Below are 24773 nucleotides of genomic sequence, written 5' to 3' on the forward strand. Positions count from 1 at the left end.
CTTTATCAACGATTAAAACTTAAGACCAGCCTCACGAGCGGACTCCGCGAGTGCTTGAATACGGCCATGATATAAGTAACCACCACGGTCAAAAACAACATTTTCAATATTCTTATCTAAGGCACGTTTTGCAATAAGATCACCGACAAGTTTTGCTGCTTCAACAGAACCGCCATTTTCAACTTTATCCTTTAATTCTTTGTCTAATGTTGAAGCAGATACTAAAGTTGCACCAGTAACGTCATCGATGATTTGTGCATAAATATGCTTATTTGAACGGAAGACATTTAAACGCGGACGTTCAGCAGTTCCTACGATGTTTTTACGAATACGTAAGTGTCTTCTTTTACGTATTTTATTTTTATCAACTTTATTAATCAAACTAGATTCACTCCCTTCGGTTCAACTGTAGAGATTATTTACCAGTCTTACCAACCTTACGACGAATGTACTCATTTTGGTAACGAATACCTTTCCCTTTATATGGCTCTGGTTCACGGATTGAGCGAATCTTTGCTGCAACAGCGCCAACACGCTCTTTATCAATACCTTTTACAATGATTTTTGTTTGCTCCGGAACATCAAATTCTATTCCTTCTTCAGGTACAACTTCGACAGGATGAGAGTAACCTACGTTTAATACGACTTTGTTTCCCGACTTGGATGCACGATAACCAACACCAACAAGTTCTAACGTTTTTTGATAACCGTTTGTTACACCCTCAATCAAATTGTTGAGAATACTACGTGTTGTACCATGTAATGCACGGTGTAATTTATTATCAGAAGGACGCTCTACAATTATTTGATTTCCTTCAACTTTAATGTCCATATCTTTATGAAAAGTTCTTGTTAAGGTACCTTTGGCACCTTTAACAGTCACTTGATTATTTCCATCGATGGTTACTTCCACACCTGCTGGAATCTCAATGGGTTTTTTACCTATACGAGACATATCTACACCTCCAATCGTTTTTCAGTCTATTACCAGATGTATGCAATTACTTCCCCGCCAACTTTTGCCTTGCGAGCCTCTTTATCTGTTAAAAGGCCTTGAGAAGTGGAGATGATCGCAATTCCTAATCCTCCAAGTACTTTTGGAATTTCATTTGTCTTTGCATACACCCTTAGCCCAGGTTTACTGATACGTTTTAAACCAGTAATTACACGCTCATTATTTGGACCGTATTTTAAGAACAAGCGGATAATCCCTTGTTTATTATCTTCAATATATTCAGCATCGCGAATAAATCCTTCACGTTTTAAGATCTCAGCAATTTGCCGTTTGATATTTGATCCTGGTACTTCAACAACCTCATGACGCACAAGATTAGCGTTACGAATACGAGTTAGCATATCTGCAATTGGATCTGTCATCGCCATGTAGAAAACCTCCTTCCTAAAATAGGCTTACCAACTTGCTTTTTTAACGCCAGGAATCTGACCTTTATATGCGAGTTCACGGAAACAAATACGACATAATTTAAATTTTCGCATTACTGCATGTGGTCGTCCACAACGTTCACAGCGAGTATATTCTCTAACTTTAAATTTTTGTGGGCGGCGTTGCTTAACAATCATCGATTTTTTTGCCACGCGATCTTCCCTCCTCAGCTTAAGACTTATTTCACAAATGGCATTCCTAATTGAGCCAATAATTCATGCGCCTCTTCATCGGTATTTGCTGTTGTAACAAATACAATGTCCATACCACGAACTTTATCCACTTGATCATAATCGATTTCAGGAAATACAAGCTGTTCTTTTAGTCCTAATGTATAGTTACCACGACCATCAAAAGCTTTGTTCGATACACCGCGGAAGTCACGCACACGAGGGAGAGCAATATTAAACAATTTATCAATAAAGTAATACATACGCTCACCGCGCAATGTCACTTTTACACCGATTGGCATCCCTTCACGCACTTTAAAGCCAGCGATCGATTTTTTTGCACGGGTGATTACTGGTTTTTGACCAGCAATTTTCTCTAGATCAGCAACTGCCCCATCTAATGCTTTAGAATTTTGGACAGCCTCACCAACCCCCATATTAATGACTACTTTCTCAATTCGTGGTACTTGCATCACTGATTTATAGTTATATTTTTTCATTAATGCTGGGACAACTTCGTTTTTATATTTTTCTTGTAATCTTGCTGCCATTCATTGTGCCTCCTTTCTTTACCTGACTACTTATCTAATACTTCGCCAGATTTTTTTGCAATCCGCACTTTTTTTCCATTATCTAAAATCTTATGACCGACACGTGTAACTTCACCTGTTTTTGGATCAACTAACATTACATTTGAAGAATGAATTGGTGCCTCTTGTGTAATAATACCACCTTCAGGATTTGCCTGGGATGGACGAGTATGTTTCTTTACAAGGTTCACACCTTCAACAAGTACTCGACCTTCTTTTGGAAAAGCGGCTAATACACGTCCTTTTTTCCCTTTATCTTTTCCGCTAATCACGATAACAGTATCGCCTTTTTTCACATGTAACTTATTTGCTTGTTTTGAGGATTTCAATTTAAGCACCTCCTTGTTTTGTCATTGACTTGCCCATTAGATGACCTCAGGAGCTAATGAAATTATTTTCATAAAGTCCTTTTCACGTAATTCACGAGCAACTGGTCCAAAAATACGTGTTCCACGTGGACTTTTATCATCTTTCACAATAACTGCAGCATTTTCATCAAATTTGATGTAAGATCCATCGTTACGACGAACACCACGTTTTGAACGAACAATAACTGCTTTTACTACATCACCTTTTTTAACAACACCGCCTGGCGTTGCTTCTTTAACCGAACAAACAATAACGTCTCCGATATTGGCGAATTTACGGTGGGATCCACCTAGTACTTTGATTGCCATTAATTTTTTCGCACCAGAGTTGTCAGCAACATTTAGAATAGTTTGTGGTTGAATCATTTTTCTTTTCCCTCCCTTCGGAAGTTAACACTATCATTAGATGATAACTGCTTCTTCAACAATTTCAACTAAGCGCCAACGCTTATCTTTGGACAATGGTCTAGTTTCCATGATTTTTACAATGTCACCAATTTTAGCTTGGTTATTTTCATCATGAGCTTTAAACTTTTTAGTATATTTAATACGTTTTCCGTACAATGGATGTTTTTTATAAGTTTCAACAGCTACAACGATGGTTTTATCCATCTTATCACTTACAACTTTACCAATTTGAACTTTGCGTTGATTACGATCAGACATTGATTAATAAACCTCCTTTCAATTATTGTCGAATGCCTAATTCTCTTTCTCGGATCACAGTTTTTGCTTTGGCAATAGCTTTGCGCACTTCTTTAATTCGTGCTGTATTTTCTAATTGACCGGTTGCTAATTGAAAACGGAGGTTAAATAATTCTTCTTTTAAGGAATTGATTTTTTCTTCGATCTCAGCAGTGGTCATGTTACGGAACTCTTTAGCTTTCATTAGCATCACCACCTAATTCTTCACGCTTCACGAATTTGGTCTTAATTGGCAGCTTATGAGATGCCAGACGCATAGCTTCGCGAGCCACTTCTTCGGACACACCAGCTAATTCAAATAAGATTTTGCCTGGTTTTACAACTGCAACCCATTTTTCTGGTGAACCTTTACCACTACCCATACGAACTTCGAGAGGTTTTTGGGTAATTGGTTTCGATGGGAAGATCTTAATCCAAACCTTACCACCACGTTTAATATAACGTGTCATCGCAATACGAGCTGCTTCGATTTGTCTGTTGGTTACCCAAGCAGGCTCTAATGCCTGTAATCCGTATTCACCAAATGCAACTTCCGTGCCGCCTTTTGCACGTCCGCGCATTTTGCCACGATGTTCTTTACGATGTTTTACACGTTTTGGCATCAACATATTATCTGCCTCCTTCCTTTACTTCTTTGTTCTTCGTAGGAAGAACTTCACCACGATAAATCCATACTTTTACTCCTAAACGGCCATATGTGGTATGTGCTTCAGCGGTTCCATAATCGATATCTGCACGAAGTGTATGAAGTGGCACAGTACCCTCACTATAGCCTTCACTACGAGCGATTTCGGCACCACCAAGTCGACCGCTAACCATTGTTTTAATTCCTTTTGCACCAGCGCGCATTGTCCGTTGAATTGCCTGCTTCATAGCACGGCGGAAGGAAATACGTCTTTCTAGCTGTTGTGCAATATTTTCTGCAACGAGTTGAGCACTTAGATCAGGATTTTTTACTTCACTAATATTGATGTGAACCTTTTTACCTGTCATTTTGCTTAATTCTTGACGAAGAACTTCGACTTCTGCTCCGCCTTTACCAATGACCATACCTGGCTTTGCTGTATGAATCGTAATATTGACACGATTTGCTGCTCTTTCAATTTCAATGGTAGGAACAGCAGCATCATATAATCTCTTCTTTAGGAATTCACGAATTCGAACATCTTCTAATAGTAGATCTGCATAATCTTTCCCTGCATACCATTTGGATTCCCAATCGCGAATAATACCAATCCTAAGCCCTGTTGGACTAACTTTTTGACCCACTAATTATCCCTCCTTTTTCTCTGTTAATACGACCGTAATGTGACTGGTACGTTTATTAATTCGGCTTGCACGGCCCATAGCACGTGGGCGAAAACGTTTCAATGTTGGCCCTTGATTGGCATAAGCTTCTTTCACAACCAATTTGTCTGGATCCATATTATAGTTATGTTCTGCATTAGCAAGAGCGGATTTTAATACTTTTTCAATGACGGGTGAAGCTGCTTTTGGTGTATGACGTAATATTGCAATCGCTTCTCCAACGTCTTTGCCCCTAATTAAGTCTAATACTAGACTTACTTTTCGAGGAGCAATCCGTACATATCTAGCCACAGCCTTAGCTTGCATCTACTGTACCTCCTCTCAATATCAATTAACGTTTCGTCTTCTTATCATCATCCGCATGCCCTTTATAAGTACGAGTTGGTGCAAATTCACCCAATTTATGACCTACCATATCTTCAGTAATATATACTGGTACATGTTTGCGTCCGTCATAAACAGCAATCGTATGACCAACAAACTCAGGGAAAATGGTAGAACGACGAGACCAAGTTTTGATGACTTTCTTTTCATTTTTTTCGTTTAGCTCAACAACCTTTTTCATTAAATGGTCATCGACAAAAGGCCCTTTTTTCAAACTACGACCCACAAAAAAACCTCCCTTCACGATCAGCCTCTTTAACGTCATTTCATCAATAAAAGTTACAAAATCATATTAGGCATTACGACGACGTACAATATATTTATCAGAAGCTTTATTCTTCTTACGAGTTTTGTAACCCAAGGTTGGTTTACCCCAAGGAGTAACTGGAGATTTACGTCCGATTGGCGCTTTACCTTCACCACCACCATGTGGGTGATCATTTGGATTCATAACAACCCCACGAACAACCGGTCTTTTCCCTAACCAACGACTACGTCCTGCTTTACCGATACGTACGTTTTCGTGATCGAGGTTACCTACTTGACCTATTGTCGCACGGCACTCTTTACGAATCATACGCACTTCTCCAGAACCTAAACGAATAATCGCATAGTCTCCGTCTTTACCTAATAATTGAGCTTCTGCACCAGCTGCACGTACTAATTGACCGCCTTTTCCTGGTTTTAGCTCAATATTATGAATGACAGTACCTACAGGAATATTCTCTAGTGGCAGTGCATTTCCTACTTTAATATCAGATTGGGGTCCTGACTCAATCATATCCCCAACTTTCAAACCGTTTGGTGCTAGAATATATCTTTTCTCACCGTCTACATAATGGATTAAAGCGATATTTGCAGAACGGTTTGGATCATATTCGATCGTAGCAACACGACCTGGTATGCCATCTTTATCGCGTTTAAAGTCAATGATGCGATATTGGCGTTTATGACCGCCACCATGATGACGAACAGTGATTTTCCCTTGATTATTACGGCCAGCCTTTTTAGGTAATGGCGCTAATAATGACTTCTCAGGCTTATCTGTAGTAATTTCTTCAAATGTAGAAACAGACATATTACGGCGGCCAGCCGACGTTGGTTTATATTTCTTAATTGCCATTGTGATTTCCCTCCTTCACTTCCGAATACTAGACTTCAAATAATTCAATTGGTTTACTATCTTTCGTTAAAGTAACGATCGCTTTTTTCCAAGCAGATGTATATCCACTATATCTACCATAACGCTTTGGCTTTGCAGGCATTTTAATGGTATTGACCTTCTCAACCTTTACGCCAAAAATATCCTCAATCGCTTGTTTAATCTCTGTCTTGTTCGCTTTCATCTCTACTTCAAAGACATATTTATTTCCTTCCATTAGTTCAGTAGATCTTTCAGTAATGACCGGGCGCTTAATGATATCGCGTGGATTTTTCATCATGCAAGCACCTCCTCTACTTTCGCTACAGCCTCTTTTGTCATGATTAAATGATCATGTCTCATAATATCCAGAACGTTAATCCCCTCTACAGAAACGAATTTTACACCAGGAATATTACGTGCAGATAATGCAATGGTATCATTATAATCACGATCAACAATCAAGACTTTGCGAACTGCTTTTAGGTTATTTAAGATGCTAACCATGTCTTTTGTTTTGGGTTGAGCTAATGTTAACTCGTCTAATACAATCATTTGAGCATCGAGAACTTTCGATGAAAGCGCAGATTTAAGCGCTAAACGACGAACCTTTTTCGGTAATTTGTATGCATAGCTACGAGGTGTAGGCCCAAATACTGTACCACCACCTACCCATTGTGGAGCACGAATGCTACCTTGACGTGCACGTCCAGTTCCTTTTTGACGCCATGGTTTACGTCCGCCACCACTTACTTCAGAACGTCCTTTTGTTTTATGAGTTCCTCGGCGTTCAGAAGCTTGTTGCATAAGCACCGCATCATGAAGTACTGCTACATTTGGCTTAATCCCAAAGATTGCATCAGATAATTCCAATTCACCTACTTGAGCACCGCTCATATTATATAAAGCTACTTTAGGCATAGCGAATCCTCCTTTCTTTCACAAAAGTTATTTTCCTTTTTTCACAGATTCTTTGATGATAACATAACCATTTTTCGGTCCTGGGATAGAACCTTTAATCAATAATAAGTTGCGATCTGCATCAACTTTGACAATTTCTAAATTTTGAATCGTTACCTTATCAGTACCCATACGTCCTGGTAATGGTTTACCTTTTACTACACGGTTAGGAGCAATTGGACCCATTGAACCTGGACCTCTGTGATAACGGGAACCGTGTGCCATTGGCCCACGAGATTGATTATGTCTTTTAATTGATCCAGCAAATCCTTTACCTTTGGAAATACCTGTCACATCAACATATTCTCCTTCTGTAAATAGATCTGCTTTAACCTCCTGACCAACTTCCAAATCCATGGACATACCACGAATTTCACGAATGAAGCGCTTAGGTGCTGTACCAGCTTTTTTTGCGTGACCTTGTTCAGGTTTGTTAGCTCTTGATTCTTTCTTATCATCAAATCCGAATTGAATAGCCTCATAACCATCGTTTTCAAGGTCTTTCTTTTGAAGAACGACACATGGGCCTGCTTCTACTACAGTTACGGGAATCACATTACCCTCTTCATTAAAGATTTGTGTCATTCCTAGTTTTTTCCCTAAGATTCCTTTGGCCATTTTGCCACCTCCTATATCCAATCACTGAATCATTTTTATAATTTGATTTCAATATCTACACCAGATGGTAGATCAAGTCTCATTAAGGAATCTACAGTTTGTGGTGTTGGATTGATAATGTCAATCAAGCGTTTATGAGTACGCATTTCAAACTGTTCACGAGAATCCTTATACTTGTGGACTGCTCTAAGAATTGTATATACTGATTTTTCTGTAGGCAACGGAATTGGTCCAGAAACTTTTGCCCCAGAACGCTTTGCAGTGTCTACAATCTTAGCTGCTGACTGATCTAATACTCTGTGATCATAAGCCTTTAAACGAATACGAATTTTTTGTTTTGCCATTATAAAATTCCCTCCTTCACGCCCATTTTTTTAACGGACAATTTCTCAGTGAAAATTTCACGTCATCACCCATGGCAAATGGGCCGGGTGTGTCGTCAACCTTCCACATCATCGCGAGTCCTGAGGACCAACGTTAAATATTATATAAAAAAAAAGTTCCTATTGCAAGTTTTTCATTCTTATTATCAAAAACTTTCATTCTCCAATTTTTGGCCAGACTGATAACGAAGATAAAGAAAGATTCCGAGGAAAATGCAAAAACTACCGATCCATTGTGTGATGTTTAATCGTTCTCGATACAGGATGTAAGCTAAGATCATCGATCCAACTGGTTCACCAAGAATTAACATCGATACGGTTGTAGCACTAATGTATTTCATTGACCAATTAAAAATCGTGTGTCCTAGAATATTAGGGATAATAGCGATCAGAATAAACACAATCCAATCTCTTTTTTGATATGAGAAGAAAGAATATGAAAAAAACAAATCATAGAATATCAATGCAAACAGCGATGAACCATACACAAGTAAGGCATATGGTAGTAATGATAATCTCGCACGTACAAATTGCCCAAAAAGCCAATATACTGTTGCCAATAGTGCACCAATTAATGCTAAAATATCCCCCCATAATGCCATACCACCTATACGAAAATCACCCCAGCCAATGATCATTCCTCCAATAACAGCAATGGTACTTCCAATGACTGCAATGAATGTGTACCGTTCTTTAAAAAAAAGTACTCCTCCGATCATTGCGAAGATTGGTTGCATCGTCACAAGGACAACAGAACTAGCAATCGATGTATAGTTTAATGATTCAAACCAAGTAATAAAATGAAGCGCTAAAAATAGTCCAGCAAGGATTGAATAGATAAGTTCTTTCTTTTGAACAGAAAACAGTTCCTTTCGGTGATATAGAATAGTAGGAAAAAATAAAATAGCTACTGTAAAGAAAAGTCGATAAGTTGCGATAATTGCTGATGGTGCATTGGTTTCCTTTACGAGGATAGCTGATGACGAAATGGCTAGGATTGCGATTAATAATAATGTTATCAGTAAAATTAGATTCATCCGATTTTCACGCAAAGTTTACCCTCCTTTTCGCCATAATCTCTATTTATTGCTAGAAAAAACACCGAGTAACATACTCGGTGTTCGATTTTCATGATAACTTGATTATAGACGAGTTCAATCCTATTATTCAATAGGCAACTTTGGTTGCATAGCGTGACTTGTACCCTATGGGTGCTTTAGCGAGTGAGATTTTCTACCATCTGTTTATTCGAAGAAAACCGCGAGGTATTGAAGTAGTGTTAGAACATACAAGTGGTTTCAAGTTTGTATATTCCACCAAAAAAGGACCTCTAAAGAGGTCCTTTAATGATATTTTTCAGTTGAATTACTTAAGGATAGTAGATACGGCTCCGGCACCAACGGTACGTCCGCCTTCGCGAATCGCGAAACGAGTACCTTCTTCAATTGCGATAGGAGCAATTAATTCAACTTCCATTGTGATGTTATCTCCTGGCATAACCATTTCTGTACCTTCTGGTAATTTGATAACGCCAGTAACGTCGGTTGTACGGAAATAGAATTGAGGACGGTATCCGTTGAAGAATGGGGTATGACGTCCACCTTCTTCTTTTGTTAAGATGTATACTTGTGCTTTAAAAACAGTATGAGGTTTAACAGAAGCTGGTTTTGCTAAAACTTGTCCACGCTCGATTTCTTTACGGTCGACACCACGAAGCAATGCACCAATGTTGTCACCGGCTTGAGCTTGGTCAAGAAGCTTACGGAACATTTCAACCCCTGTAACAACTGTTTTCTTTGTTTCTTCGTTAAGACCAACGATTTCTACTTCATCCCCAACTTTAACCGTACCACGCTCAACACGACCTGTTGCTACAGTACCACGACCAGTAATAGAGAATACGTCCTCAACTGGCATTAAGAAAGGCTTATCAACGTCACGCTCAGGAGTTGGGATGTACTCATCAACAGCTTTCATTAATTCATGAATAGCATTTGCCCACTCACTGTCTGGGTTTTCTAATGCTTTAAGAGCAGAACCTTTGATAACTGGAATATCGTCTCCTGGGAATTCGTATTCAGATAATAAATCACGAATTTCCATTTCTACTAATTCTAATAATTCTTCATCGTCAACCATATCAACTTTGTTCATGAATACAACGATGTAAGGAACACCTACTTGACGAGAAAGTAGAATGTGCTCGCGAGTCTGTGGCATTGGACCATCAGCAGCAGATACGACTAAGATCGCACCGTCCATTTGCGCTGCACCAGTAATCATGTTTTTTACATAGTCAGCATGACCAGGGCAGTCAACGTGTGCATAGTGGCGATTTGCTGTTTCATATTCAACGTGTGCTGTTGAAATAGTGATACCACGTTCACGTTCTTCTGGAGCTTTATCGATCTGATCATAAGCGGTAGCAACTGCACCACCAGTTTTAGAAAGCACAGTAGTAATAGCAGCTGTTAAAGTAGTTTTACCATGGTCAACGTGGCCAATAGTACCAATGTTAACGTGTGGTTTTGTACGCTCAAATTTAGCTTTTGCCATTTTAATGATCCTCCTTAAGTATAAGATAAATATTTTTTATGTTTGAAGAAAGGTACCTAACGAGCAGTGCTCGTAGGTAATTTCTATGTTTGTTATTCGAGGAAAAACATGATTATCCTTTATTTTTTGTAATAATTGTTTCTGCAATATTTTTAGGTACTTCCTCATAATGATCGAAATGCATAGAATAATTGCCACGTCCTTGCGTCTTAGAACGAAGTGTGGTTGCATATCCAAACATTTCAGCTAGCGGTACCATTGCTCGAATAATTTGAGCACCTGATACTGCTTCCATTCCTTCGATACGGCCGCGACGTGAATTAAGGTCACCCATTACATCTCCCATGTACTCTTCTGGTACAGTAACTTCAACTTTCATTACAGGTTCTAATATTACAGGATCGCATTTTGATGCAGCTGCTTTTAACGCTAAAGAACCTGCAATCTTAAACGCCATTTCTGATGAGTCAACATCATGATAAGAACCATCAAAAATAGTTGCCTTTAAGTCAATAACCGGGTAACCAGCTATCAGACCATTTTGCATGGCTTCTTCAATACCTGCTTGTACTGCTGGAATATATTCTTTTGGAACCACACCACCAACAATTTTATTTTCAAATACAAATCCTTGGCCTGGCTCAAGTGGTTCGAATTCAATCCAAACATGACCATATTGTCCGCGTCCACCAGATTGACGAACGAATTTACCTTCAACTTTTGCAGACTTACGAATCGTTTCTTTATACGCAACCTGAGGTGCACCAACGTTTGCTTCTACCTTGAATTCACGTTTTAAGCGGTCAACGATAATATCTAGATGGAGTTCACCCATACCGGCAATAATGGTTTGACCTGTTTCTTCATCGGTGTGCGTTTTAAATGTTGGGTCTTCTTCAGCTAGTTTTGCTAATGCCATACCCATCTTATCTTGGTCAGCCTTTGTTTTTGGCTCAACAGATAGACGAATAACTGGCTCAGGGAAAGTCATCGATTCAAGAACAATTGGCGCTTTATCATCGCAAAGCGTATCACCTGTTGTCGTATCCTTCAAACCTACTGCTGCTGCAATATCACCAGAATAGACAGTGCTGATTTCCTGTCTGTGATTTGCATGCATTTGAAGTATACGTCCAATACGTTCACGCTTGCCTTTTGTTGAATTTAGCACATAAGAACCAGAGTTCAATACACCAGAATACACACGGAAGAAAGTTAATTTACCTACATAAGGGTCAGTCATAATCTTAAATGCTAATGCTGAAAATGGCGCATTATCATCCGCTGGTCTTTCGTCTTCTGTACCATCTTCTAAGTGCCCTTTAATCGGCGGGATATCTACAGGTGATGGTAAGTAATCAATGACTGCATCCAGCATTAACTGAACACCTTTGTTTCGATAAGAAGAACCGCAAAGTACAGGGAATATCTCTACATTAATCGTTCCCTTACGAAGTGCAGCTTTGATCTCTTCATTAGAGATCTCTTCCCCTTCTAAGTACTTCATCATTAGTTCTTCATCAACTTCCGCAGCAGACTCAATCATTTTGAGCCTCCACTCTTCTGCTAACTCCTTGTATTCAGCAGGAATCTCTTTCTTAACGATTTTGGTTCCTAAATCATCTTCATAGAAATAAGCAACCATTTCGATTAAGTCAATGATTCCTTCAAACTGATCTTCTGCACCAATCGGTAGCTGAATTGGCACAGCTTTCGCTTGCAAACGATCATAAATAGTTTGGACAGAACGCAAATAATTTGCACCTAGGATATCCATTTTGTTTACATATACGATACGTGGAACTCCATAGGTTGTAGCTTGACGCCAAACTGTTTCCGTTTGCGGCTCAACACCACTTTTTGCGTCTAATACTGTTACTGCTCCATCTAATACACGCAAGGAACGTTCTACCTCAACGGTAAAGTCGACGTGTCCTGGGGTATCAATGATATTGATGCGGTGTCCTTTCCATTGGGCGGTGGTTGCAGCAGAAGTAATGGTAATACCACGCTCCTGCTCTTGTTCCATCCAGTCCATAGTTGCAGCACCTTCGTGCACTTCACCAATCTTATGAGTACGACCAGTGTAATAAAGTACACGTTCAGTTGTTGTCGTTTTCCCCGCGTCAATATGGGCCATGATCCCAATATTACGTGTATTTTTTAAGGAGAATTCTCTAGCCATCTTTCGCGTTTCTCCTTTCTAAAGGATGTTTTTGACTACCAACGATAATGAGCAAAAGCTTTATTTGCTTCAGCCATTTTATGGGTATCTTCGCGTTTCTTTACTGCTGCACCCGTGTTATTCGCAGCATCGATAATTTCTGCAGCTAACCGCTCTTCCATCGTTTTTTCTCCACGAAGACGTGAATAATTGACTAACCAGCGAATCCCTAATGTCAGACGACGTTCTGGTTTCACTTCTACTGGAACTTGGTAGTTCGCACCACCAACACGGCGAGCTCTTACTTCTAAAACAGGCATGATATTTTTAAGAGCTTGATCAAAAACCTCCATTGGATCTTTGCCAGTACGCTCTCTAACAATATCAAAAGCTTTATAAAGAATATTTTGAGCTACACTCTTTTTACCATCAACCATCATCCGGTTGATTAGACGAGTTACAAGCTTGCTGTTATACACTGGATCAGGTAATACATCTCGACGAGCGACAGGTCCTTTACGTGGCATCTTTTTCCCTCCTTTTCATCTTAGCTGATTAAGAAAATCGTACAATTATTTCTTTTCTTTAGGACGCTTTGTACCATATTTAGAACGACCTTGCATACGATTTTGTACACCAGCAGTATCTAAAGCACCACGAACAATATGATAACGTACCCCCGGTAGGTCTTTAACACGACCTCCACGAACTAATACAACGCTGTGTTCTTGAAGGTTGTGTCCAATACCTGGAATATAAGCTGTAACCTCAATTCCATTGGTAAGACGAACACGGGCATACTTACGTAAAGCAGAGTTAGGTTTCTTCGGTGTCATTGTACCCACACGAGTACAAACACCACGTTTTTGTGGAGAACTTTGATTGGTTTGCTCCTTTTGGAAACTGTTATAACCCTTTTGTAAAGCAGGTGATTTAGACTTCCATACTTTATTTTGACGCCCTTTGCGTACTAACTGGTTAATTGTTGGCATATCGCCACCTCCTTCCAAAAATTTAAGCCCACAGATCCAGGCGGTTCAAAAATAATGAAAATAAATTGCATGGCAAACACCATATTCATGATGTTTGCCCTGCAGTATTAACTTCTTAGTATAGCTACGGTTGATGCACCAACTTCGATCCCGCAAGCTTTACCAAGCTGTTTCATTGAATCCACATAAAAGATCGGCACCTTTTTTTCCTCAGCTAATTGAATCACTTTTTGAGTCACTCTTCTTTCGGCATCTTTTGCAACCACAATTTCTAATGCCGCATCCCTTTCAAGGGATTTAAGAGTTTGTTTCAAGCCAATTGAAAGGTGCTTCGCCTGTTTTACTTTTTCATAAGACATCTTCATATCCTCCAAAGTACAGGATTCTACACACACTTGAATATGTTATCACTTGGCAAATAAAATGTCAACGTCTTATGATTCAATTCCTACTTTTTCTTTTGCTACTTCTGGATCAACTTCGTTTGCTGTCTTAATTTTGATATTTCTATATCGTGACAAACCAGTACCAGCTGGAATTAACTTACCAATAATCACATTCTCTTTCAAACCTAATAATTTATCGACCTTCCCTTTGATTGCAGCTTCCGTTAGAACTCTTGTCGTTTCTTGGAATGATGCTGCCGAAAGGAATGAATCAGTCTCAAGGGACGCTTTTGTAATTCCAAGTAATACCGGTCTTGCAATGGCTGGTTCTTTTCCATTCATGAATGCTAATCGGTTCGCATTCTCAAATTCATGGATATCGACCATAGAACCTGGCAGAAGATCTGTCCCACCATTTTCGAGAACTCTAACCTTTCTTAACATTTGACGAACCATGATTTCGATATGCTTATCGTTAATTTCTACCCCTTGAAGGCGGTATACTTTTTGGACTTCTTGTAGGATGTAATTCTGTACCCCACGTAGTCCTTTTACTTTTAGCATTTCTTTTGGATCGATGGAACCTTCGGTTAACTCATCGCCAGCTTCCACCACATTTCCTACTGATACTCGAATACGAGAACCAAATGGAACAGAATAGACTTTGACTTCTGTTTCGCCAGTGACTTCGATCTCGCGACGATCTTTACCATCGCGAATTTCTGTAATTGTCCCATCAATTTCAGTAATTACAGCCTGCCCTTTTGGATTTCTTGCTTCAAATAGCTCTTGGATACGCGGTAAACCTTGAGTAATATCGTCTCCTGCAACACCACCAGTATGGAACGTTCTCATGGTTAATTGCGTACCTGGCTCACCAATTGATTGGGCAGCGATTGTACCAACTGCTTCACCAATCTCAACATCTTTACCTGTCGCAAGATTACGGCCGTAACATTTTTTACATACCCCATGATGGGTACGGCAACTGAGAACCGAACGAATATTTACAGCCTTAATTCCTGCAGATACAATTCGATCTGCCTTTTCTTCATCAATAAGTTCATTTCGTTTTACAATTACTTCATCCGTTTCTGGATGTCGTACTGTTTCTAATGCGACTCTTCCTACAATGCGGTCATACAGGCTCTCGATTACTTCTTTTCCATCACCAATGTCGGTAACGATCAGACCTTTATCCGTACCACAATCTTCTTCACGAACAATGACATCTTGAGCTACATCAACAAGACGCCTTGTTAAGTATCCTGAGTCAGCTGTTCGTAATGCGGTATCTGCTAGACCTTTTCGAGCACCGTGGGTAGAAATAAAATACTCTAATACGGTTAAACCTTCACGGAAGTTCGATTTAATGGGTAACTCGATGATTCTACCTGATGGAGCGGCCATCAATCCACGCATTCCTGCAAGCTGAGTAATCTGAGAAACATTACCCCGGGCTCCAGAGTTTGCCATCATATAGATCGAATTAAAACGATCCAATGAATTCATTAAGACTTCTGTAATTTGATCCTTCGCTTTGCTCCAGATTGAAATAACTCGGTCATAACGTTCATCTTCTGTAATTAATCCTCTGCGGTATTGCTTAAGTACAGCTTGAACTTTTTCTTCTGCATCACGTAGGATTTGATCCTTTTCTTTAGGTACGGTTACATCTGAGACGGAAATTGTAATACCTGCTTTTGTTGAATAAGTGAACCCAAGTTCTTTAATTTTATCTAAGATAATTGAAGTTTGAGTGGTTTGATAACGTCTAAATATCTCAGAAATAATTTGTCCGAGATAACCTTTTTTGACTGCCCCACGATTTGGAACGTTTTTAATAAACTCTTTAATGTTTACCCCTTTCTCGTAAATGAAATAATCATCAGGGGTTCCCTCAATTAAATTTTCTTTTGTAGGGGCATTAATGTATGGAAAATCAGCTGGAAAAATTTCATTAAAAATAATTTTCCCTATTGTTGTTACTAACAAAGCGTTTTGCTGTTTTTCCGTAAAACTTGTCTTTTTTAATGATTTAACTGGAATGACAACCCGTGATTGAAGTGTCGCATACCCATTTTGATAAGCAGCGATCGCTTCATTCAGATCACGTAGGATCATTCCCTCACCTTTTGCTCCTTCTTTTTCAATAGTTAAATAGTAACAACCTAAAACCATATCTTGAGAAGGAGTAACAACTGGTTTCCCATCTTTTGGGTTCAAAATATTATGCGCTGCTAACATGAGAAGACGCGCTTCTGCTTGTGCTTCAGCAGATAAAGGAACGTGAACAGCCATCTGGTCACCGTCAAAGTCGGCATTATACGCCGTACATACTAATGGGTGGAGTTTAATTGCCCGTCCTTCCACTAAAGTAGGTTCAAAAGCTTGAATTCCTAAGCGGTGAAGAGTGGGTGCACGGTTCAGTAGGACTGGATGCTCTTTAATCACTTCTTCAAGAACATCCCAAACATCTGGGCTTACCCTTTCAACTTTGCGTTTTGCACTCTTAATATTATGGGCGATTCCTTTGCTCACTAATTCTTTCATCACAAAGGGTTTAAATAGTTCTAATGCCATTTCTTTTGGTAAACCACATTGATACATCTTTAAGTTCGGTCCAACTACGATAACGGAGCGACCAGAGTAATCAACCCTTTTACCAAGTAAGTTTTGACGGAAACGTCCCTGTTTTCCCTTTAACATATGGCTTAAAGATTTTAACGGACGGTTTCCAGGCCCCGTAACTGGACGCCCACGACGACCGTTATCGATTAAAGCATCAACAGCTTCCTGAAGCATCCGTTTTTCATTTTGCACAATAATATCTGGTGCACCTAAGTCTAATAACCGTTTTAATCGGTTATTACGGTTGATGACTCGACGATATAGATCATTCAAATCAGATGTCGCAAATCTACCACCATCTAGCTGAACCATCGGCCGAAGTTCTGGCGGGATGACTGGAAGAACATCGAGGATCATCCAAGACGGCTTATTTTCAGAGCTTCGAAATGCCTCTAGTACTTCTAGCCGCTTAATAATCCGATTTCTTCTCTGACCTTGTGCATTATTTAATTCTTCTTTCAGTAAATTTACTTCTTTGTCTAAGTCGATACTCTCTAGAAGCTTTTTGATTGCTTCCGCACCCATCCCAGCAGAAAAAGACTGTCCATACTTTTCACGATAAGAACGATATTCTTTTTCTGATAGTAATTGTTTCTTTTCTAACGGCGTGTCTCCAGGATCGGTAACAACGTAAGAAGCAAAATAAATGACTTCCTCTAATGATCTTGGTGACATATCAAGAACAAGCCCCATTCGGCTGGGAATTCCTTTAAGATACCAAATATGAGAAACTGGGGCAGCTAATTCAATGTGTCCCATTCTCTCACGACGAACTTTTGATTTTGTTACCTCAACTCCGCATCGATCACAAACAACACCTTTATAGCGTACACGCTTGTACTTTCCACAATGACATTCCCAATCTTTCGTTGGTCCGAAGATCTTTTCGCAGAATAGACCTTCTTTTTCTGGTTTTAGGGTTCGGTAGTTAATGGTTTCAGGCTTTTTCACTTCTCCATAAGACCAAGATCGGATTTTTTCTGGAGAAGCTAATCCTATTTTCATATATTCGAAATTGTTCACATCCAACAAAGGGCATACCTCCCTTATTTATATGGTCAAGAAAAGACTTTTTGACCTATTCACTAATCTTCATTTACTTCTAAATGTAAAGTCAGATTATCAGTGTGGCGATCATCATCATCGTCAAATTCTTTCATCTCGATTTCTTCTTCGTTCTCTGAAAGAATTTTTACATCCATTCCTAAGCTTTGTAATTCTTTGATCAGAACTTTGAATGATTCTGGTACGCCTGGCTCTGGAACATTTTCACCTTTAACGATCGCTTCATATGTCTTGACACGACCAACAACATCATCTGATTTAACCGTTAGAATTTCTTGAAGTGTATATGCTGCCCCATATGCTTCAAGAGCCCAAACCTCCATCTCACCGAAACGCTGTCCACCAAATTGCGCTTTACCGCCAAGTGGTTGTTGTGTAACAAGAGAGTAAGGTCCTGTAGAGCGTGCGTGGATCTTATCATCAACCATATGTGCCAATTTGATCATATACATAACACCAACGGTAACCCTTCTTTCAAAAGGTTCCCCTGTACGTCCGTCATAAAGGATCGTTTTACCATCTCGGTCAAAACCTGCTTCTTCCATCGCATCAAAGACATCGTTTTCTCTCGCGCCATCAAAGACAGGTGTAGCCACATGAATACCTAACGCTTTGGCAGCCCAACCCAAATGGACCTCCAATACTTGCCCGATATTCATCCTTGATGGAACTCCTAATGGATTGAGTACAACATCCACCGGCCTTCCATCTGGTAAAAATGGCATATCTTCTTCTGGGAGAATTCTTGCGATAACCCCTTTATTACCGTGTCGTCCTGCCATTTTATCCCCCTGAGATATTTTCCTCTTTTGCGCAATATAGACACGAACCAGTTGATTCACTCCTGGGGGCAATTCATCGCCATTCTCACGTGTAAAAACTTTGACATCAACAACGATACCGTCCGTACCATGAGGAACACGTAAAGAGGTATCCCGTACTTCACGAGCTTTTTCACCAAAGATCGCATGTAACAATCGTTCTTCAGCTGTTAGTTCTGTAACTCCCTTTGGTGTTACCTTACCAACCAAAATATCCCCCGGGCGAATTTCGGCACCAATACGGATAATTCCTCGTTCATCAAGATTTTTTAAAGCTTCCTCACCTACATTTGGTATATCTCTTGTAATCTCTTCTGGTCCAAGCTTAGTATCCCTTGCCTCAGACTCATACTCTTCAATATGAATAGAGGTATAAACATCTTCTTTTACCAATCGCTCACTTAAGAGGATTGCATCTTCATAGTTATAACCTTCCCAAGTCATGAAAGCAACGACAACGTTACGACCTAATGCAATTTCTCCCTGCTCAGTAGAAGGTCCATCAGCAATAATATCCCCTGCTTTTACAACATCACCTTTGCGTACAATCGGACGCTGATTAATGCAAGTTCCTTGGTTGGAACGCATGAATTTATGAAGTTTATACTTATCAAGATCACCCTTAACAACTTTGCCATCGATCACTTCTTGCCTGCGAATCCAGATTGATCTCGCATCGACATACTCTACTACGCCATCATGTTTTGCAATCACACATACTCCGGAATCTTTTGCCGCCTTATGCTCCATTCCAGTACCAACTAATGGAGCTTCCGGAACCAGTAAAGGAACAGCTTGACGTTGCATGTTCGACCCCATTAGTGCGCGGTTTGAGTCGTCATTTTCTAGGAATGGAATCATCGCAGTAGCAACAGATACGACTTGTTTTGGAGAAACGTCCATCAAGTCGACCCTTTCTTTCGCCGCAATAATATTCTCATCTTTATAGCGAGCGATAACCTCATCCTCTAAGAAATGACCTTCTTCATCTACTTTTGCATTTGCTTGAGCAATGACGTAATTATCTTCTTCATCTGCCGTAACATATACAATCTCATTTGTTACTCGATGGGTTTCAGGGTCTACTTTACGATAAGGTGCCTCAATAAAACCATATTCATTGACCCTCGCAAAAGTAGAAAGTGAGTTAATCAAACCAATGTTTGGACCTTCAGGAGTTTCGATCGGACACATTCTACCATAATGGGAATGGTGAACGTCCCGAACTTCAAATCCAGCCCGCTCTCTCGTTAATCCTCCAGGTCCTAATGCACTAAGACGTCGTTTGTGAGTTAACTCAGCTAATGGGTTGGTTTGATCCATAAATTGGGATAACTGACTACTTCCAAAGAATTCTTTAATCGAAGCAATTACAGGTCGAATATTGATTAAGGCTTGAGGTGTGATCATGTCTGCATCCTGAATGGACATTCGTTCCCGAACGACACGTTCCATTCGTGATAAACCAATGCGGAATTGATTTTGTAATAACTCTCCAACAGAACGCAAACGGCGATTACCTAAATGGTCAATATCGTCCGTATCTCCTACTCCATATAACAAATTAATAAAATAGTTAATGGACGCAATAATATCTGCTGGAGTAATATGTTTCACACTTTTATCCACTACTCGGTTAGAGATAACTTTAACAATGTGCCCATCCTCGTTAGGAGAAAAGACGTTGATCGATTGTAGAGGGATTGTTTCTTCAACCACTCCACCTCTAGGATCATAGTTCACATAATTCACACCGTTTTCTAAAGCAGGCAAGATTTTATCAAGAAGACGACGGTCGACAATTTGTCCTGCTTCGGCAATAATCTCACCTGTTGTCGGATCGACAAGCGTCTCTGCAAGTCGTTGATTAAACAAGCGATTTTTAATATGGAGCTTTTTATTGATTTTATAACGACCTACTTCGGCGAGATCATATCGCTTTGGGTCAAAGAAACGGGAGACTAATAAACTCTTTGCATTTTCAACGGTAGGAGGTTCTCCTGGCCGCAAACGTTCATAAATTTCAATTAAGGCTTTTTCTACGGAATCGGTGTTGTCTTTATCTAAAGTGTTACGAATATATTCGTTATCACCCAATAGGTCGATAATTTGCTCATTTGTTCCAAACCCTAATGCACGGAGTAAAACCGTTACCGGTAATTTTCTTGTACGGTCAATGCGTACATAAATGATGTCTTTCGCATCAGTTTCTAATTCCAACCATGCACCTCGGTTAGGAATAATCGTAGAAGTAAAGGTCTTTTTACCATTTTTATCTACTTTTGTACTAAAGTAGACACTTGGCGAACGAACAAGTTGGCTGACGATTACCCTTTCAGCACCATTGATAATAAAGGTACCTGTTTCCGTCATCAATGGGAAATCTCCCATAAAGACTTCCTGTTCTTTTACTTCACCTGTTTCTTTGTTGATTAATCGCACCTTTACCCTTAAAGGAGCAGCATAGGTTACATCGCGTTCTTTCGCATCATCTACAGTGTACTTTGGCTCGCCTAAGCTGTAGTCAATAAATTCGAGGATTAGATTTCCTGTAAAATCTTGAATTGGTGAGATGTCTTTGAATAATTCTCTTAAACCTTTCTCTAAGAACCATTCATAAGACTTTTTTTGAATTTCAATCAAATACGGGATCTCTAAAACCTCTTCAATCCTTGCATAGCTTCTGCGCTGTCTACGGCCATACTGCACAAGTTTTCCCGCCAAGATTTTCACCCCTTAGACCAGAGTTCTTTATCACAAAAAAATAAAAATGGGTTAAAGAAACCTCATTTTTTAAAACTCATATAATATTGATTTTTAACAAAAATCAACTAAACCATTCCTTAATATGTATATTTTGAAATATTAAATCTACGTTACAATATTTAGACTATAGCATTTTTGTATATTACCATAATTAAAAAAGTAAGTCAATGCTTGAATTTTAAAAATTATTTACTTTTAGTGGATCGAATGATAGAATACCCTTTACTTCTTTCAACCTCTTCGACGGTCGAAAATAACGATTCTAACTTCTTCATTGCCGAAGGGGCTCCCTGCTTTTTTTGAATTACGATCCAAAGTTCCCCACCTTCTTTTAAATGAAACAAAGAATCTTCAAAAAGTGAATAAACAATTGATTTCCCAGCTCGAATAGGTGGGTTCAATAATACCAGATCAAAATCATCACGTCTCACGTTTTGAAACCCATTACTTTGATAAACCTCTATCAATATATTCTCATTTATATTTTTCCGATTGTGTTCAACATTATATTTTGCTAGTTCGATGGCTCTCTCATTTATATCGACCATATGAACAAGACCTTTTTCAATGACAGAGGCAGAAACAATTCCAACTGGTCCATATCCACAGCCTAAATCTAAGATCTTTGTAGATTGAGGAAACTGGACGGTTTCGATCAGCAAAGCTGTTCCAAAATCTACTCTCTTTTTGGAAAAGACCCCCGAATCCGTTTTGAATTGAAACTTTTTCCCATAGAAATTCGCTTCAATAAATCTTTCATCATGTGCCACGTGAGGGTTTTGACTATAGTAGTGTTCATTCATATCATATTCTCCCAATAAGACAAAAAATATACATCAGTATTATACCCATCTTAACAAACAAATTTACAATGCAAATAAAAACCCGCTGGCTTATCAGCGGGTTTTTGATCATGTTGTCGATTATTTAACTTCAACAGAAGCTCCAGCTTCTTCAAGTTTAGCTTTGATAGATTCAGCTTCTTCTTTAGAAACTTTCTCTTTAACTGGTTTTGGAAGGTTGTCAACAAGATCTTTTGCATCTTTTAATCCAAGGCCAGTAATTTCACGAACTACTTTGATTACGTTGATCTTAGAAGAACCAGCATTTGCTAAGATTACATCGAATTCAGTTTGTTCTTCAACAGCTTCTGCTGCAGCAGCACCACCAACAACTGCTACAGGAGCAGCCGCTGTTACACCAAACTCTTCCTCAATTGCTTTTACTAAATCATTTAATTCAAGAACAGACATGTTTTTAATCGCTTCAATAATTTGTTCTTTCGTCATTATATGAACCTCCTATAATTAATTTTAATCTGATGTTTTAACATGATAACCTTTGTAAATTATGCTTCTTGTTCTTTCTTTTCAGCCACTGCCTTAACAGCAAGAGCCATATTACGCATAGGTGCTTGTAATACACTAAGTAACATAGAAAGTAAACCTTCACGAGATGGTAAGGAAGCTAACGCTTTAACTTCATTAACATTTACGATTCTTCCTTCTAATACCCCTGCTTTAACTTCTAGTGCTTCATGTTTTTTTGCAAAATCAACGATAATTTTTGCAGGAGCTACTACATCCTCGTTACTGAATGCAATAGCTGTAGGACCTGTTAAAAATTCATCGAGGCCAGTTAGATCAGCTTCAGCAGTTGCACGGCGAACTAATGTATTTTTTAATACTTTAAATTCAACGCCTGCTTCACGTAAGTTTTTTCTTAATTCAGTCACTTCTGCAACATTTAAACCGCGATAGTCAGTAACAATCGTGGTTTTACTATTGCGTAATTTTTCAACAATCTCAGCTACTAATTGTTGTTTTTCCTCGCGTACACCCACGTTTCACACCTCCTATGATTGTGATGATCACCGAGACAGCCAAGCACATAAAAAAGGCCTCCGCAAACAGCGAAGGCACACGATACCCGAAGAATATCTGATTACCTCGGTAGGAAATTAAGCCAAATGGCACCTACTGTCTACGGTATAGCTATCTTATAAAATTGACGATATTTATATTAACATAGGGAAACCAAGAAGTCAAAAACCATTATTTCACAACTTTAGCAAGATTGATTTTAACTCCTGGCCCCATTGTTGAGCTAATCGTTACGTTACGAACGTATTGACCTTTTGCCGCAGCTGGTTTGACCTTAACCAATGTATCAATAATCGTTTGTAAGTTCTCAAGTAATTTTTGACTATCAAAAGAAACTTTACCGATTGGTGCATGAATATTTCCAGCCTTATCAACACGGTACTCAATTTTACCAGCTTTAATCTCATTTACAGCTTTTGCAACATCAAATGTTACTGTTCCTGTTTTAGGGTTTGGCATTAGGCCTTTTGGTCCTAAAACACGACCAAGTTTACCTACTGAAGCCATCATATCAGGTGTAGCAACAACGACATCAAATTCGAACCAACCTTGTTGGATCTTGTTGATATAGTCCTCATCACCAACATAATCAGCACCTGCGGCTTCAGCCTCTTTAGCTTTTTCACCTTTTGCAAACACTAATACTCTTTGTGTTTTACCAGTACCATGTGGTAATACGACTGCACCACGAATTTGTTGATCAGCTTTTTTAGGGTCAACACCTAAGCGAACTGCAACCTCTACAGTTTCATCAAACTTAGCCTTAGAAATCTTTTTTACAAGTTCAATCGCTTCTATTGGATCATAAGCCTTTTCGCGATCGATTTGTTTTAAGGCTTCTAAATACTTTTTACCCGCCATATCAATTTTCCTCCTTTTGTGGTTTTTGCGGTTAAACCTCCCACTATTTGGGGTTGGTCCATTTGAACCAACCCCAAAAAAACACTAGTCTTCAATAACAATGCCCATACTACGTGCTGTACCTTCTATCATGCGCATAGCCGCTTCAACATTAGCAGCATTTAGATCAGGCATCTTTTGTTCAGCAATTTCGCGAACTTTTGAACGTTTCACAGTAGCTACTTTCTTCCTGTTTGGCTCACCAGATCCACTTTCAATACCTGCAGCTTTTTTCAATAAGACAGCAGCAGGTGGAGTTTTTGTAATAAATGTAAAAGATCTATCTTCATATACAGTTATTTCAACAGGAATGATCAACCCTGCATCATCAGCAGTACGAGCATTGAATTCTTTACAGAATCCCATGATATTCACTCCTGCTTGACCAAGCGCAGGACCAACTGGTGGTGCTGGGTTTGCTTTTCCAGCAGGAATCTGTAGTTTCACGATTTTAATGACCTTCTTTGCCATGCGACACACCTCCTTAGTCCAGAATGTGGTTAACGGGTTATTCCCTCCCACTTACATCAAATCCCAT

General features: G+C 39.2%; 31 protein-coding genes and 1 other annotated feature. All 31 genes read right to left on the reverse strand.

The features are described from left to right. Nucleotides 1-12: 12 nt before the first annotated feature. Entirely contained in the window at nucleotides 13-381 is a 369-nt protein-coding gene (rplR, locus tag EDD72_RS08220) for a 50S ribosomal protein L18 (protein WP_132769201.1), read from the reverse strand. 34 nt (nucleotides 382-415) lie between these two features. Continuing rightward, on the reverse strand, nucleotides 416-955 hold the full coding sequence (gene rplF, locus EDD72_RS08225; RefSeq protein ID WP_132769203.1) for a 50S ribosomal protein L6: 540 nt from the start codon (nucleotides 953-955) through the stop codon (nucleotides 416-418). Nucleotides 956-984: 29 nt separating this feature from the next. After that, on the reverse strand, nucleotides 985-1383 hold the full coding sequence (gene rpsH, locus EDD72_RS08230; protein ID WP_132769205.1) for a 30S ribosomal protein S8: 399 nt from the start codon (nucleotides 1381-1383) through the stop codon (nucleotides 985-987). A 27-nt stretch (nucleotides 1384-1410) separates the two neighbouring features. Next, nucleotides 1411-1596, reverse strand: coding sequence for a type Z 30S ribosomal protein S14 (locus EDD72_RS08235; RefSeq protein ID WP_132769207.1), 186 nt, complete (start codon nucleotides 1594-1596; stop codon nucleotides 1411-1413). A gap of 26 nt (nucleotides 1597-1622) precedes the next feature. Further along, complete coding sequence (rplE, locus tag EDD72_RS08240) at nucleotides 1623-2165, reverse strand: 50S ribosomal protein L5 (protein ID WP_132769209.1); 543 nt, start codon at nucleotides 2163-2165, stop codon at nucleotides 1623-1625. Between the two features lie 26 nt (nucleotides 2166-2191). Continuing rightward, the gene (rplX, locus tag EDD72_RS08245) at nucleotides 2192-2533 is read right to left on the reverse strand and encodes a 50S ribosomal protein L24 (protein ID WP_132769211.1); all 342 of its coding nucleotides are present in this window, start codon (nucleotides 2531-2533) and stop codon (nucleotides 2192-2194) included. A gap of 36 nt (nucleotides 2534-2569) precedes the next feature. Next, nucleotides 2570-2938, reverse strand: coding sequence for a 50S ribosomal protein L14 (gene rplN / locus EDD72_RS08250; protein ID WP_132769213.1), 369 nt, complete (start codon nucleotides 2936-2938; stop codon nucleotides 2570-2572). A gap of 36 nt (nucleotides 2939-2974) precedes the next feature. Further along, nucleotides 2975-3238: a 30S ribosomal protein S17 gene (gene rpsQ / locus EDD72_RS08255; protein ID WP_132769215.1), complete on the reverse strand. Its 264-nt coding sequence runs from the start codon at nucleotides 3236-3238 to the stop codon at nucleotides 2975-2977. Nucleotides 3239-3260: 22 nt separating this feature from the next. Next, nucleotides 3261-3461: a 50S ribosomal protein L29 gene (gene rpmC / locus EDD72_RS08260; RefSeq protein ID WP_132769217.1), complete on the reverse strand. Its 201-nt coding sequence runs from the start codon at nucleotides 3459-3461 to the stop codon at nucleotides 3261-3263. Then, entirely contained in the window at nucleotides 3451-3885 is a 435-nt protein-coding gene (rplP, locus tag EDD72_RS08265; protein WP_132769219.1) for a 50S ribosomal protein L16, read from the reverse strand. The genes rpmC and rplP overlap by 11 nt, the downstream gene beginning before the upstream one ends. A gap of 1 nt (nucleotide 3886) precedes the next feature. Continuing rightward, on the reverse strand, nucleotides 3887-4546 hold the full coding sequence (rpsC, locus tag EDD72_RS08270) for a 30S ribosomal protein S3 (protein WP_132769221.1): 660 nt from the start codon (nucleotides 4544-4546) through the stop codon (nucleotides 3887-3889). 3 nt (nucleotides 4547-4549) lie between these two features. Next, a complete protein-coding gene (rplV, locus tag EDD72_RS08275) occupies nucleotides 4550-4891 on the reverse strand; it encodes a 50S ribosomal protein L22 (RefSeq protein WP_132769223.1) in 342 nt (113 codons plus the stop codon). Between the two features lie 25 nt (nucleotides 4892-4916). Continuing rightward, nucleotides 4917-5195 carry a 30S ribosomal protein S19 gene (gene rpsS, locus EDD72_RS08280; RefSeq protein WP_132769225.1) on the reverse strand — a complete coding sequence of 93 codons (279 nt, stop codon included), beginning with the start codon at nucleotides 5193-5195 and terminating at the stop codon, nucleotides 4917-4919. Between the two features lie 66 nt (nucleotides 5196-5261). Further along, the gene (rplB, locus tag EDD72_RS08285) at nucleotides 5262-6092 is read right to left on the reverse strand and encodes a 50S ribosomal protein L2 (protein WP_132769227.1); all 831 of its coding nucleotides are present in this window, start codon (nucleotides 6090-6092) and stop codon (nucleotides 5262-5264) included. 28 nt (nucleotides 6093-6120) lie between these two features. Next, entirely contained in the window at nucleotides 6121-6408 is a 288-nt protein-coding gene (gene rplW / locus EDD72_RS08290; protein WP_132769312.1) for a 50S ribosomal protein L23, read from the reverse strand. Next, entirely contained in the window at nucleotides 6408-7031 is a 624-nt protein-coding gene (rplD, locus tag EDD72_RS08295) for a 50S ribosomal protein L4 (protein ID WP_132769230.1), read from the reverse strand. The genes rplW and rplD overlap by 1 nt, the downstream gene beginning before the upstream one ends. 27 nt (nucleotides 7032-7058) lie before the next feature. After that, nucleotides 7059-7688: a 50S ribosomal protein L3 gene (gene rplC / locus EDD72_RS08300; protein ID WP_132769232.1), complete on the reverse strand. Its 630-nt coding sequence runs from the start codon at nucleotides 7686-7688 to the stop codon at nucleotides 7059-7061. A 35-nt stretch (nucleotides 7689-7723) separates the two neighbouring features. Continuing rightward, the gene (gene rpsJ / locus EDD72_RS08305; RefSeq protein ID WP_132769234.1) at nucleotides 7724-8032 is read right to left on the reverse strand and encodes a 30S ribosomal protein S10; all 309 of its coding nucleotides are present in this window, start codon (nucleotides 8030-8032) and stop codon (nucleotides 7724-7726) included. Nucleotides 8033-8217: 185 nt separating this feature from the next. Next, complete coding sequence (locus EDD72_RS08310; RefSeq protein WP_132769314.1) at nucleotides 8218-9108, reverse strand: DMT family transporter; 891 nt, start codon at nucleotides 9106-9108, stop codon at nucleotides 8218-8220. Nucleotides 9109-9436: 328 nt separating this feature from the next. Next, entirely contained in the window at nucleotides 9437-10627 is a 1191-nt protein-coding gene (tuf, locus tag EDD72_RS08315) for an elongation factor Tu (RefSeq protein ID WP_132769236.1), read from the reverse strand. A 112-nt stretch (nucleotides 10628-10739) separates the two neighbouring features. Next, nucleotides 10740-12812, reverse strand: a complete 2073-nt coding sequence (gene fusA / locus EDD72_RS08320; protein WP_132769238.1) for an elongation factor G — start codon at nucleotides 12810-12812, stop codon at nucleotides 10740-10742. A 35-nt stretch (nucleotides 12813-12847) separates the two neighbouring features. Beyond that, a complete protein-coding gene (gene rpsG / locus EDD72_RS08325) occupies nucleotides 12848-13318 on the reverse strand; it encodes a 30S ribosomal protein S7 (RefSeq protein WP_132769240.1) in 471 nt (156 codons plus the stop codon). A 45-nt stretch (nucleotides 13319-13363) separates the two neighbouring features. Next, nucleotides 13364-13783: a 30S ribosomal protein S12 gene (gene rpsL, locus EDD72_RS08330; RefSeq protein ID WP_132769242.1), complete on the reverse strand. Its 420-nt coding sequence runs from the start codon at nucleotides 13781-13783 to the stop codon at nucleotides 13364-13366. A 107-nt stretch (nucleotides 13784-13890) separates the two neighbouring features. Next, nucleotides 13891-14142, reverse strand: a complete 252-nt coding sequence (locus EDD72_RS08335; RefSeq protein WP_132769244.1) for a 50S ribosomal protein L7ae-like protein — start codon at nucleotides 14140-14142, stop codon at nucleotides 13891-13893. Between the two features lie 75 nt (nucleotides 14143-14217). After that, nucleotides 14218-17832 carry a DNA-directed RNA polymerase subunit beta' gene (gene rpoC / locus EDD72_RS08340; RefSeq protein WP_132769246.1) on the reverse strand — a complete coding sequence of 1205 codons (3615 nt, stop codon included), beginning with the start codon at nucleotides 17830-17832 and terminating at the stop codon, nucleotides 14218-14220. 53 nt (nucleotides 17833-17885) lie between these two features. Further along, the gene (gene rpoB / locus EDD72_RS08345) at nucleotides 17886-21410 is read right to left on the reverse strand and encodes a DNA-directed RNA polymerase subunit beta (protein ID WP_132769248.1); all 3525 of its coding nucleotides are present in this window, start codon (nucleotides 21408-21410) and stop codon (nucleotides 17886-17888) included. 227 nt (nucleotides 21411-21637) lie between these two features. Then, nucleotides 21638-22255, reverse strand: a complete 618-nt coding sequence (locus EDD72_RS08350) for a class I SAM-dependent methyltransferase (protein ID WP_132769250.1) — start codon at nucleotides 22253-22255, stop codon at nucleotides 21638-21640. A gap of 120 nt (nucleotides 22256-22375) precedes the next feature. Further along, nucleotides 22376-22741, reverse strand: a complete 366-nt coding sequence (rplL, locus tag EDD72_RS08355; protein WP_132769252.1) for a 50S ribosomal protein L7/L12 — start codon at nucleotides 22739-22741, stop codon at nucleotides 22376-22378. Nucleotides 22742-22800: 59 nt separating this feature from the next. Further along, nucleotides 22801-23295 (reverse strand): 50S ribosomal protein L10, encoded by a 495-nt coding sequence (gene rplJ / locus EDD72_RS08360; RefSeq protein WP_132769254.1) that lies wholly within the window; start codon nucleotides 23293-23295, stop codon nucleotides 22801-22803. A gap of 41 nt (nucleotides 23296-23336) precedes the next feature. Further along, nucleotides 23337-23459, reverse strand: a sequence feature (ribosomal protein L10 leader region). A 47-nt stretch (nucleotides 23460-23506) separates the two neighbouring features. Next, nucleotides 23507-24196: a 50S ribosomal protein L1 gene (rplA, locus tag EDD72_RS08365; RefSeq protein ID WP_424565543.1), complete on the reverse strand. Its 690-nt coding sequence runs from the start codon at nucleotides 24194-24196 to the stop codon at nucleotides 23507-23509. Between the two features lie 84 nt (nucleotides 24197-24280). Beyond that, on the reverse strand, nucleotides 24281-24706 hold the full coding sequence (gene rplK / locus EDD72_RS08370) for a 50S ribosomal protein L11 (protein ID WP_132769259.1): 426 nt from the start codon (nucleotides 24704-24706) through the stop codon (nucleotides 24281-24283). Between the last annotated feature and the right edge of the window lie 67 nt (nucleotides 24707-24773).

Source organism: Tepidibacillus fermentans (assembly GCF_004342885.1).
In the GTDB taxonomy this organism is placed as follows: domain Bacteria; phylum Bacillota; class Bacilli; order Tepidibacillales; family Tepidibacillaceae; genus Tepidibacillus; species Tepidibacillus fermentans.